This is a genomic window from Dapis brunnea BLCC-M229 (assembly GCF_050015995.1).
Taxonomy (GTDB): Bacteria; Cyanobacteriota; Cyanobacteriia; order Cyanobacteriales; family Microcoleaceae; genus Trichodesmium.
Genome location: NZ_JBNHEP010000056.1, coordinates 25,325 through 38,484, shown reverse-complemented (window position 1 = coordinate 38,484; position 13,160 = coordinate 25,325). Strand labels below are relative to the sequence as shown.

The 13,160-nt window shown below is 35.8% G+C and carries 7 protein-coding genes; all 7 read right to left on the bottom strand.

The window, feature by feature from the left end:
- Positions 1-293: two-partner secretion domain-containing protein (locus tag ACP6PM_RS06210; RefSeq protein ID WP_472847515.1), on the bottom strand; the 293-nt coding region annotated here is incomplete at its 3' end.
- 27 nt (positions 294-320) lie between these two features.
- Positions 321-4,601 (bottom strand): two-partner secretion domain-containing protein, encoded by a 4,281-nt coding sequence (locus ACP6PM_RS06205; RefSeq protein WP_426582831.1) that lies wholly within the window; start codon positions 4,599-4,601, stop codon positions 321-323.
- Positions 4,602-4,657: 56 nt separating this feature from the next.
- Entirely contained in the window at positions 4,658-4,843 is a 186-nt protein-coding gene (locus ACP6PM_RS06200; protein WP_426582829.1) for a hypothetical protein, read from the bottom strand.
- Positions 4,844-5,157: 314 nt separating this feature from the next.
- Positions 5,158-7,431, bottom strand: a complete 2,274-nt coding sequence (locus ACP6PM_RS06195; RefSeq protein ID WP_426582827.1) for a CHASE2 domain-containing protein — start codon at positions 7,429-7,431, stop codon at positions 5,158-5,160.
- 397 nt (positions 7,432-7,828) lie between these two features.
- Entirely contained in the window at positions 7,829-8,593 is a 765-nt protein-coding gene (locus ACP6PM_RS06190; RefSeq protein WP_426582825.1) for a DUF928 domain-containing protein, read from the bottom strand.
- Positions 8,594-9,789: 1,196 nt separating this feature from the next.
- On the bottom strand, positions 9,790-10,647 hold the full coding sequence (locus ACP6PM_RS06185) for an SWIM zinc finger family protein (RefSeq protein WP_426582824.1): 858 nt from the start codon (positions 10,645-10,647) through the stop codon (positions 9,790-9,792).
- Positions 10,648-11,415: 768 nt separating this feature from the next.
- Positions 11,416-13,160 (bottom strand): SNF2-related protein (locus ACP6PM_RS06180; RefSeq protein ID WP_426582823.1); only part of this gene is annotated, 1,745 nt, incomplete at its 5' end.

The window sequence follows — 13,160 nt, the reverse complement described above, 5'->3', positions numbered from 1 at the left end:
CCTGTTATTCTAGTTAATATATTTTCAATTCCTGCTGGATTTATGAAGTAGACGCTTTGACCTTTTCCCACGTTAAATTCTTGAAAACTGTGAAATAAATTTGACCCACGAATTGCACCCCCTTCTATTTTTTCTTTGAGCTTGTCAATACTGTTAACAACAGAACTTTCTGAATCTAATGTTCGATCTGGAACTATTTGAGAATTGACAGATTTTTGATGTAATAAAATTATCAAAATTACAAGAATATTAGAGGTTGTATTTATCGAGTTTAATAAAGAGTTTGAATTCATATTAGTGATTTAAAAAACAGCAAATTATTATTTTTTAGAAGTTTCAACTCCTAGAGGTGTAAATAGATAACAACTAGGATGAGTTAATTGTGGACTAGCTGAATTAATTCTATTTGCAGTAGATGTTAGGGTGACTTTACCAGATTCAGTCATAACCCAACCCATTGCCTGAGTAATTTGTGGCAAATTCTGATTTTTTGGCCTACGGTAAACCACCACTGGTTGTTGAGACTCAGACATCACCACTTTTGTGTCCTCTTGTGTATTACTTTCCCACCCCACAGTTCCCCTCAATACTGTCAATGGTTGAGTCGGGTCTGGTGGGAGACCACCTCTACCTGTAATGATAAAAGAACTTCCCTGTTTTTCCCCAGTTGTTGCAGCACATAAATTTTGTGCCACTAATGACTGAGCATCTATGACACTAGCAGATAATTTTACCACTCCTTGAGTCGGGTCTACCTGAGTATTCAGTTTTACTGAACCATCAATACCCAAAGCTGAGGTGGCAGTAATTTCACTACTATTGTCTAAAAACACTCCTTGTGCTCCAATAGAAATATTACCCCCTTCACCAACTATTGCATTGGCACTAATGTTACTATTGTCTGAACCAATTAAAAATTTTGTCTCAACATTAATATCCCCACCTGTGGCTGTATTGGTAGCATCTGTAGTAATAGCACTCTGATTTTGGAGGTTAATTTCTGAAGCTTGTATGGTAATGTTGCCTTGGTTTCCGGCAGCAGTTTCAGCGCTGAGAGTACCATTATTGAGTTGAATGGAAGGAGCATTAATATTCAGGGAACCTGCTACCCCACTGCCAGAACTGCTGACAGCGATCGTACCCGTCTCTTCTACTCTTAAAGTGGGTGTATTGATAGTGACAGAGCCAGCGTTACCATTACCACGAGAACGAGAAGTAATAGCAGTTTCTGCCCCATCAGTGTCAATGTTTTGTGGTTGAAAGTTAGCCACTCGGTCGTTAAAATTTACATCACGTCCAGAGAGAGTAATAGCAGTATCCGCATTAATATTAATAGTTCCGGCATTACCGTCATTGAAACTGGAGGTGAGAATTTGAGCGCCACTAGCAAGGTTGAGATGATTGACATTTAAAGAGATATTACCACCATTAGAATTGCTGCGACTTCTGGCAGTAACAATAGCACCGTTACTGAGATTGAGGGTGGGAGTAGTAATATTCAGATTTCCACCTATTTGTGTTGCTCCTGGTTCGCTGCCAGCAGTGATAGCACTGGAGTTACCTGTAAGGTCGCTGACTCCAGAAAGAGTAATATTGTCAGTGGCGTTAATGGTTAGATTTCCAGCTTTACCCTCACCTTCAGTTATGACACTAACTTCAGCTCCGTCTAAAATTGTTAAGCGTTCTGTTTGAATGAATGCGTTACCCCCATCCCCTTTACCCTGACCTAAAGATAACTCTGTTAAGTCTTCTACACTAGCAAATATACCACTACCAACTCCATCATCATCAGCACGACCAGTGATGTCAAAAGCCCGACCAGTGATTTCAATATCTTTGGCTCGTATAGTCAAATCTCCACTTTTACCTAAACCAGATGTACCTGCTCTGAGTTGGCCACCGTTTGTGAGTCGGAGGCGTTCGGTATCAATGCTTAAGTTTCCACCATTGCCTGTTGCTCCTGACAAAACTGAAGTAAACAAAGTACTAGGAAGTTGACCGGTAGGGTTAGTACCTATTAAGTTAATTTCTGTTGCTTTTACTGTTAAATCTCCACTTTCTCCTGAACCAAATGTTCCTGTACCAATTAATCCTCCATCTCGCACGGTCAGATTTTGAGTATTGATTGTTAAGTTTCCACCTTTTCCGGTTGCGCCAGGCAAAACAGTTACCAATAAAGAACTAGAAATTTCACCGTTTATGCTTTGGATCAGAGGTGATAATTCTGGAAATAAGTTTGTACTTGCAGCGCTACCAGATAATTCAATCTCTGTAGCATTGATTGTAACGTTGCCCCCTTGACCGGAACTGAGAACCCCGGCTTGAATTGATGCTCCATCTGTTTGTATTAGACGTTGGGTATTTATGGTTAAGTTGCCGCCGTTTCCTGTTGATCCCTGTTGGACTCGACTGTCTATACCACTGGGAAATTTGCCATCTGGTGAAATTCCAGAGGCTTCCATTTCTGTGGCATCGATCGTAATATTTCCCCCTTGACCTCCACTTGATGTCGATGCTAGGAGTCTGCCACCATTTTTGAGGTTGAGACTTTGAGTATTAATGCTTAAGTTTCCTCCATCTCCAATGGTAGTTCTAGCGATACTATTATTATCATTGCTCTCAGCACTAATGACACTGTTATTAACATCAATGTCAGTAGCATTGATTTCAATATTTCCACCTTGCCCTTCCCCAAATGTGCTGGCACTAACTGTAGCTCCATTTTCCATACTCAGTCGCTCAGTTTCTATTAATACTTGGCCTCCATCTCCACTACCCAAGGCTTCAGGAATTAGATCTGATAAATCTTCCACAGATGCTTGGATACTACTGGCAAACCGACCATTACCAGAGCTATCTTGTAGGTTAATTTCTTTCGCTTTCACGGTTACGTCTCCACTGTTTCCTATTCCAGATGTTCCTGCTCTTACTTGCCCCCCATCTTCTAGACTCAGACTTTGTGTCTCAATATTTATATTTCCACCTTGACCTGTGGCTCCAAATAACACTGAACTAAAAAAGCTAGTTGGTAATAACCCATCTGCTGAGGTTCCTACTGCTTCTATCTCTGTTGCTTTTATTGCTAGTTCTCCACTATTTCCCAGTCCAAATGTTCCTGTTCCTATTTGCGCTCCATCTTCTAAGAGGATGCGATCGCTATTTACTGTTAATTTCCCACTATTTCCTGTTGCTTGTGGTATGACTATGGCTAAAATTGCACTGGGAAATTGACCATTGAGGGCTTGCAGTAGTAGTTGTTGTTGTGGTAGGGGTGCTTCCACTGGTATTGTGCCTCTTGCTTCTATTTGTTTGGCGTTTACTGTTAGGTTTCCTCCTTCTCCTTCTCCAAATACGTTGGCTCCTAGTTGCCCTCCAGTTAATAATTTCAAGCTTTGAGTGTTTATTGTGACATCTCCGCCTCTCCCTGTTGCTCCTGGTAATACGTCTGTAAATAAACCACTCAGGTTTTCACCATCTGATGATGCTCCTATTGCTACTATCTCTTGGGCGTTTACTGTTAATTCTCCACTTGCTCCTGTTCCAAGTGTTGCTGTGCTAATTTGTCCTCCACTTATGAGTGTTAAACCTGGACTATTGGTTGTGATACTTGCTCCATTGCCTGTTGCACCTAGTCCAACATCGGCATCTACTAAGCTGTCATTTACTTCTATTGATTCGCTGGCAGTTAATGATATGTTGCCTCCTAGTTGGGTTCCTAATGTGTTGGCTAAAATTCTTGATTTTTCTTTTATTTGTATCTTTTTTCCTTGTATTTGTATCTCTCCACTTCCTTCTCCACTTACGTCTACTACTGCATTATTTTTCACTTCAATGTTGTTAAAGTTCTCTACTCCTGAATAATTTAATACATAATTATTTTCTGTGTTTTCTAATTTGATTAAACTATTGCTTCCGACGCTGCCTATTTCGATTCTTCCTTGTTCTGTTGTAAGTTTTCCGCCATCAATTATGATGCGACCTCCTACTAATCCTAGGGTTTCTCCTGTGGGAATTTGTAATCCTATTTCTGCTGATGTTGATTGGTTAATAATATTTCCTCTATGAGTCGCTATTTGATTAAAAAATATAGCTGATGGTGCCACGGATAATAGATTACTATTTTGAGGGTTTGTGGCACTGAATAATCCATTTTCTCCTAATTGCATTTCGTCGGCTGTTGTGGCGATAAATGAACCACGAATGTCTAGAGTGGCGTTAGATCCGAAAAATATACCGTTGGGATTGATTAAAAATAAGTTTGCTGCTCCTTCTACTCCTAGTTTTCCTAATATATTGCTGGCATTATTACCTGTAATTCTAGTTAATATATTTTCAATTCCGGCTGGGTTGGTGAAGTAGACGCTTTGATTTTCTTGTATGTTAAATTCTTGCAAACTGTGGAATAAGTTTGACCCTCTAATTGCGCCGCCTTCTATTTGTTTTTTGAGTTGGTCAATATTCTTAATAATTGTGCTTTCTTGCCCTAATGTTTGGTCTGGTATTATTTGAGGATTGACTGGTTTTTGGCAAAATAAGATATAAAAAATCAACCAAAATCTAGATGTGAAACTGACGGAAGTAAACAGAGATTTTAATTTCATAGTTATCTAAGTTATCTAATTAATATCGTTAGTTAAAGTTATTAAAACAACAATTACTAAGAATGATCAAATATTGTTGGTAAAAATAGATAACAACCTGGATGAATTAATTGTAAACTACCCGTTTTAAAAGTGGGTGAAGTAGATGTGAGCGTAATATTACTATCTTCAGTCATTACCCAACCCTGAGCTTGACGAATTTCTGGTAAGTTTTTAGTTTCTTGCCTTTGGTAGACTACCACAGTCGGTTCTTTACCACCCGATATAATTTTGCTATCCCCTGTTTCCCAGTCAACAACTCCCCTTAAAACCGTAAAACCATTGTGTAGAGTAATAATACCTTTTAGATAGCATTATAGATAGCTATGTATTGCTATATCAACTAATTAGGTAAGTAATAAAAGTAGTAGTGCAACCTATCTGATAACTTTAGTAGGAACTGCAGAGATACTATGTAGAAGAACATTGATATTCCATCTCATCTACCCAAATTTTCTTGCAAAGATAGCTATTCAGCTCTAGGACACCTAGACTCCCTATAATAGCTATCTTTCATTTATCTTTTTAATGAAGACTGATATAAATTATCGAGTTGTTGAATAACAGATTGAGGTTTGAAAGTAAAACGGATATAAAAAGTCTTTGATGCTTCTTCTACTTTTAATATTTTCCCATAAATATGTTCGCTCATAAATGATTGATTGTCAGGCTTCAATAAATTAAGTTGAATATTACTATAAGGTAATGGTATTGAATCTGTTGAAGCCAATTTATTCATCTCTATCTCTGCACCTCTGTGAGAAAGCTTAAGTAAATTTCCTTTAAACACAGTATTACTAACCTGTTTGCCTTCTACAATCAAATAAAAGATAGGAATTGGTTTTTCTAACATTAATAATATTTCCTGTTCTTTTGGTAAAAACAGATTATATTTACCAGCAATACCTCCTAGTTCATAAATATTGATTGGATTACTCATTCCTTTAGGCTTGATTTCCTTCATACTATCTATTCTTAATTTTGAAATACCGATCGCTTCTTTAGTAGAATTAGAAATTAAGATTTGATTCCCGATGGCATAGGTTTCTATCCTAAAAGCCAAGTTAACTTCCCAACCAATAGCAGTATATTCTGTATGTTCTTCAGAGCCAATATTTCCGACTACTGCATCCCCTGTATTAATACCAATACCCATCTCTAAAGCTGGTAATCCTAAGACTTGAATTTTCTTATTAATAGACTCCATTTCTAACTGCATTGCCAAAGCACAAGCAACTGCTCTTTCCGCATCATCTTCCCTAACTATTGGAGCACCAAAAAGAACCATTATTCCATCGCCAAGTAACTTGTCAATATTACCACCATAGTCTGTGATTATTTTTAATATATCTTGCAGATAAATATTAATAATTTCTACTACAGTTTCTGAAGATAGTTTCTCTGAAAGAGCTGTAAATCCTCTTAAATCAGAAGCTAATACAGTAATAGTTTGTCTTTTACCACCTATTTTTAAACCTTCTTTACTTTCCAATAAATTGCTGACTATTTCATTGGAAAGATAACGGCCAAAAGTTTTTCTAATCCCACTAGCAGTACCAGCAACATAACCTGTAATAACAAAGAAAGCACCTAATAATGCTAATAGAGGTGGTACAACAGGAATCCACCAACCACAAATAAAACCAAGATAAGTGCTACCAAATAAAATAAATATTTCTAGAGCGAGGTGTTTAAATAAAGCTAATGATAAAAATTGTTTTGTTTGATTTCGCCAGTGCCATGTAACTTTAGCTCCAAGTCCAGACCAAATAAAAATCCATAACCATTCCTGGGGTTCAGACCAAGTTCTAATTAAGGAACGTTCATTTAAGGCAGCACTAATAATTTGACTAATAAAATTTGCTTGAAGTTCTACTCCTGCCATTGGTTTTGGCAGGGTTAACAGACTACTACTATATGGCGTATAGAATAGATCGTTAAAACTTTCTCCTACCTTTCCAATCAGAATGATGCGATCGCTTCCCCAGTCTGGAGGTACTTGGTCTTCAAGAATATCTGTGAGACTAACAGTTTCAAAATAACCACTAGGTCCTCGATAGTTGATTAATAACTGATAGCCACCTGCATCAGTTTTCACATAGCCACCATCATTTTTTTCAAAGGGAATGAAGACTTGATTTCCTATACGCCAGTTATTGGTTCCCTCTACTATTTCTGCTTTAATATTTTCCTTTTTTAAATAATGCAATGCTAAATGTAGAGCAAAACTATGGATAGTTTCCCCATCTTGATTATCTAAGTAAAATAAACCCCTTCTGACTCGGCCATCTGCATCAGCGAGTATATCATTTGCCCCTACCTGTCCTTTTTCTTTTAAAGCTGGTGGTGGTGCTACTCCTTCTCGTTTGTTATCCCCTACTACTTTCTCGATACCAACTAAATTCGGAGTGTTTTGAAAGACTCTAATTAATTCTTCATGACCAGGTTGTACAGGTAAATCTCGGTAAATATCTAAACCAATAGCTCTAGGTTCCATAGCTTTGAGTTTTTCCAGTAGCTTGGCGTATGTAGCATCGGGAAGAACGGGTTGACCTATTTTGTGTACGTCTGCTTCATCAATGCCAATTATGGCAATACGCCGATCCTGTGTAGGTAAAGGTCTGTTTCGGATATAAAAATCGTATGTACCCCACTCCCATGACTGTAATATTCCGGTTAGGCGTAGTAGGATAACAAAGGTAGTTATGCACGGAGTAGTTATCCACACCCCGCGCCACTGCCAGATGAATAATTTGAATCTTGCTCCTAGAAAATCATAACGAGATTTCACTCAGGGTTAACTACTGAAGCTAAATAATTGGACAAACTTAAACATATCTACATAAATATTGAAAACTTTTGAAGGTTGTACTTAAATCACAGAAAACAAAAACCAAGCTAATTCATATTATACTCAAGGGTATTAATCCTATACAAAATTTTTAAGAGGTTGTTCCCTGTCAAAAGGTGTTGAATAAATCCATTAAACTTAAATATCCTAAATATCTTGAAAATAGTATCCAAGAGTAGCAAAATTTTCAAATTTTAATCATGGATATTAACTAGATATTAGTAGCATCAAAATGTCGCGATTCATTATTTAACTAGCTGTTTAAATTGGCCAGCTAACTTTATCCAGTCATTTTTTCGTGTCGATCTTCAAGATAATTTAACAATTGTGATTATCTTTAATCGGATTGTATTTCTTGAGAAAAATCAAAGATTTGGCTATCCGCAATTTTTCCTAGTCCTACTGATTGTAAAAGTTCTTTCCAGGCATTAGGATAAGCTGCACGAGATTTTTCTAAAGTTGTTATAGTTTCACTCCACACGGATGATTCAGCATAGAGTTTGGCTTGCTCTAATGGTTTTTCCTCCAGTTCTTTCAATTTAGCTTCTGTTTTTGGAGTTAGAGAGGTACGTTGTAACCATCCGTTAATATAATAATCTAAACTACGCTGGTCTGGGTCGCAAATTATACCAAAATGCCAAACATAAGTGTTATTAGGTTGTAATTCAACAGTTTTTGGCAAATTTACTTTGACAATTCCAGCGGACTGGGGTAGAGATATATTGGTTATGTATATTGGTTCTCTAGCTCTATTTGTCCAATCATACAGAGCAAATTCTGCCTTTTGTTTACTGCTTTTTGGAACATATAGATAGACAGTTGGGTTAGGACTAACTGTTGTACCTATATTATTTTCTGGCATTACAGCAGTTAGGTTGACTCCTGATTTTTCTTCTATTATTGGATTACATGGACCACGAGACCCAGCTCCTCTAGTTCTAGATGGCGCACCTCTTGAATCGGATGGGGGAAAATCTATTGCCAACAATTGTGATGGCTCTGATTCCATCTGAGTTGTCAATGCAGGTTGCGAGTGATTAACTGGAGGAGCTGAAACTAAAAGACTTACTAAGGAAAATCCTAAAAAGTTTCGTACAAACATGGTAAAAAATCACTACCGTATAAATTCAAGTTATATAGCTATTAGTATTTTACCTAGCTCATCTTATTATAACATGTAGTTTTTTTTAAATTGCCAGTAATTTATACAAATTCTCAAGCTTTGTACAACAATTAAAATTAGCTCAAATATATTTTATTGGTATAGATAATTAGGGGCGGATTATTAAATATCCTTTAATAAGAAATTCCGTAATTTAACAGATGAAAAAAAATGGGAGTTTGAGGATCGGGTTGCGGAAAGTTGGGCAGGTAACAAATCAATCAGGGAAGTTTAGTTGAGCATTTCATGGAAGTCAAAAGTATTTTATCTAAAGAATTTTACAATATTTTGGTTATTAGCAACAATAAACAGAGAATAGGGAACAGGGAACAGGAATCTGTACCCAATATTCATCCAAATTGTATCCATTGTGAAAAAATAATATTACAAATATTGTAGCTAATACTGTTTTACGGAAGTTAAAAGTCAACAGTAAGGTTTTATCGGCTCGAAATTTTGACGCTACAGTAATTTCAGGAAATTATTTCACATCTTTAGTTTGAAACTATAGCATCAGGAATCAGATGTGAGAATTGAAGTTTTCCTTAAAAGTAGATAATATGATACCAATTACCAAAAATAATGCAAGACCTTCCGATGGGACTTCAGTTATTAAGTAATAGACCTCTCCAGAAAATACACTTGCTCTTTATTTAAGACAAGCTAGAGTTGTCAAATTCACTCTCCGAAATTATTTTTCGTATCTTTTTCGTGAAAATATATACCCTGTTCCCAGTTAAGTGTTCCCTGTTCCCTACTAGCCACAAAAAATATATATCTTTTTCACGCCTATGTCTAATAAATAAGTAAGAGCAATGTTTTTAAGGATTCTAGGAAAAGAGTGAATATATCTTATTTCTTTTAACCCTACTCCCTACTCCCTACTCCCTACTCTCAAGAAGATTTAGTAAGAATGAGCGAGATTTGGTATAACATTTATCGTATTCATCAGATATATTTTTTTCTTCTTTCTTGTTCCCTATTCCCTGTTTTCTGTTCCCCAAAATTATCCAATATCTCACAACTTAAATCATATTGCTATATTTGTGACATCTTTAAAGTGAATTGGTATAAGTAAGAAGGAAGAGGGAAAAACGAAGAAAAATTGTGAATTTTATAGCTTTTAACTTTTGACTTTAGCTATCATATTCATCTTCTCCCTGGTTTAATGCTGTTATCACTGCCTGCTGACTAATATTCTGATAAATTTTCTGGAAAGAATTCATGACAATATCAGCAGATGCGCCTAAAGGAATTTGTCCTAAAACATCTAAAACTGTCTCATTACTTGGAGATGGCGTAATGACTACTAAGGAAGAATCTAACTGTTGATTATATTCCCAGAATTGCTGAATTTTTAGAGTTTCTTGAGTAGCTGAAGTTACAGTTGGGGGGCTGGTAGCTAAATCCTTTCCTTGTGTTTTTTCAGATTTTATTTTTTCTGCTTCTGTCACTTTTTCATCTTCACTTTGACCACGTTTTTGACGTAGTTCTTCTAAGATTTTTTCTTTGGTACGACCACGTAATTGAAATAATAGAAATGGGTCGTCACTGAAGCGATCGCCTAATAAATAATAAACTGCTGCAATATGTTTACAAACTCTGGCTTTGTCTGGGCAGTCACATCGAGAATGAATTTCATCTAATGTAAAAGGAAATAGTCTTAAACCATTAGCAGCAAAAATTTCTTCTATGTTTTGAGGCATTTCTCCCGCTAATAATTTGGCGGTAAATATTGCTCTTTCTGACATAGTTTTAATGATATAACCCCAGTCTTCATCAGTGAAATTATCTAACCATAAAGATAATTTGTAGGGTTCGGGTGCTGTACCTTGAACTTGAGCAATAATTCTTTGCTCTTTGAATTCTAAACTCAGAACATTGCCTTGTCTGGCATAATTTCTTGCCCGTTCTAATCGTTTTTTGAACCGATAAGAATTTAACAAGTCTATCCATTGTTGAGTCCACCATTCTTTGTCGCTTTGTAAGTTCATTTCAGTTATCAGTTATCAGTTATCAGTTGTAATGAAAGTTTGTAGTAGGGATTTAGCCCCAATTATAGATAGGGCTTGCTGATTAAATCTCAAAGGATTTACATATATATATTTTAGCATTTTTAAGTCGAAAAAATTGCTAATTTTTCAGTTTAAAACATTCAAAAAGTTAGCATTTTGCGCAGAGGAGGGAAAAAAAATACTCCGCCACTCCCCTACTCTTTTTTAGGAAACCCTAAATAAATAGGGCTAGAACCCTACTACAAACAAAAACTTTTTTATCACTATTTGTATCATATTAATATGATTAGTTATCAGTCAATAGATAGATAGGGCTAAAGCCCTACTACAAACAAAAACTTTTTTATCACTTATTATCCGAACATCATATTATTAGTTATTAGTTATCCGTCAATATGGTTCAGTCTACTCTCAAGAAGATGTAGCAATAATTTTGAGATTTGGTATAATAAATTAAAAATTATTCTCAAAGGATAAAGTGTCAAATCAATTCTGAATTAAAAATTATTAATTCGCTCATTATAACCTCTGCCTGAAGTTAGAGGCTTGAAATAAGGAAAATATTTTTGATTTTTTCGCTCTTTGAATAACGAGGCTTGAATCCTTAATTAAACAATTATTGAAATTAAGGAACGAACCAAAATTTTTGAACTTTGAATTTTGAATTTTGAATTCAAAAAATGGTCAATTATTCATATTTTTATTTCTTCTCCACTCCCCACACTCCCCACACTCCTCACACTTCCCCTACTCATCTTCAATTACTTGATTTCTGTCAAGTATTAGTAAATTTCTTAATTGGTCTGTATCTAGTTCAGTTAACCATTGTTCACCTGCACCTACTACTTGCTCTGCTAATTCTTTTTTACTTTCAATTAAGTCATGTATTTTTTCTTCTAATGTTCCGGTACATACAAATTTATGCACTTGAACATTCCGAGTTTGACCTATTCTAAATACCCGATCGGTAGCCTGATTTTCTACTGCGGGATTCCACCATCTATCAAAGTGAAAAACATGATTAGCGCGAGTCAAATTTAAACCCGTTCCTCCTGCTTTTAATGACAGAATCATTATCGGCGGACCTTGAGGATCTAGTTGGAATTGGTCTACCATTTCTTCTCTTTTAATTTTGCGGGTAGCTCCATATAAATACAAAATTTCTCTACCTAAAATTTTCTCTAAATAAGGTTGTAAAACTTTTCCCCATTCAGCAAATTGGGTAAAGATAATTGCTCGTTCTCCTTGAGACATTATTTCTTCTAACATTGCCCCTATCCGTTGCAATTTTCCAGAGTTTGTATCGCTAATTTCTACTTTTTTCTTACTGCCTTTTTTGATTTGTAAAAGTACGGGATGATTACAGAGTTGTTTCAGCTTTACTAATAAGGCTAAAATTTTTCCTTTTCGCTGAATTCCATCAGCAGCTTCAATTTCTGCTAAGGAATTTTCAACTATATTTTGATAGAGTTTTGCCTGTTCATTTGCTAGGGGGCAAAAGATGGTATTTTCTTGTTTTTCTGGTAAATCTTGAATAATATCTTTGTCAGTTTTGAGGCGACGCAGAATGAATGGTTGAACTAGAGAACGTAAAGTTTGTAATGAATTTGTATCGCCATATTTTTCGATGGGAATAGCAAACCGACGCTGGAAAAATTTCTTTTGACCTAAATATCCAGGATTCAAAAAATCTAAAATTGACCATAATTCTGAAAGGCGATTTTCTACAGGAGTTCCTGTTAAGGCAATTCTAAAAGATGCGTCTAATTTTCTTGCTGCTTGAGATTGTTTTGCCTCTGGATTTTTAATATTTTGCGCTTCATCAACTATTACTGACTGCCATTTTATTGTCTGTAATATTTTTTCATCTCGATACAATAAAGCGTAACTTGTTATTACTAAATGTTTGTCTTTTACTGCTTTAGCAAATTCTTTTCCTTTGGCACGTTTATCGCCGTGATGTACTATTACTTTTAAACTAGGTCCGAATTTTTTAACTTCTCTTTCCCAGTTACCTAATACGGAGGTAGGGCAAACTAATAATGTGGGTGCTTCGAGTGCTTCTTGTTCTTGTTGATTGAGCAAAAATGCTATGGTTTGAATCGTGTTATGGCAAAGAATATTATTTGCTACAAAGTTATGATGTTGGCTTACTTCAAAGTCATAAACCCATCCCTCATATTCGATATCTTCGATAGATTCTATCTGACAATAATAGACTTCTTGGTTGAGTAATTTTTGCAGGCGAGTTTTGTTAATTTCTAGCTCTAGAATGTTTAGCAATAAATCAGTTTCTAAAGTTTGATTTCTCCGTTGCGAAATTTTCTGTTGAGGATATCCTTCTTCGACAACTCCACTAATACTCTCCAAACTATTAATCAATTTTTCCAAGATAGTAGGAGAAAATTCTGGAGAACTTTCCAGAGTTCGAGTCGTTCGTTGCGAAATTTTCTGTTGAGGATATCCTTCTTCGACAACTCCACTAATACTCT

Excerpts from the sequence above, each read along its gene's own strand:
- ACP6PM_RS06190 (WP_426582825.1), bottom strand. The coding sequence starts at position 8,593 with ATGTTTGTACGAAACTTTTTAGGATTTTCCTTAGTAAGTCTTTTAGTT.
- ACP6PM_RS06185 (WP_426582824.1), bottom strand. The coding sequence starts at position 10,647 with ATGAACTTACAAAGCGACAAAGAATGGTGGACTCAACAATGGATAGAC.
- ACP6PM_RS06205 (WP_426582831.1), bottom strand. The coding sequence starts at position 4,601 with ATGAAATTAAAATCTCTGTTTACTTCCGTCAGTTTCACATCTAGATTT.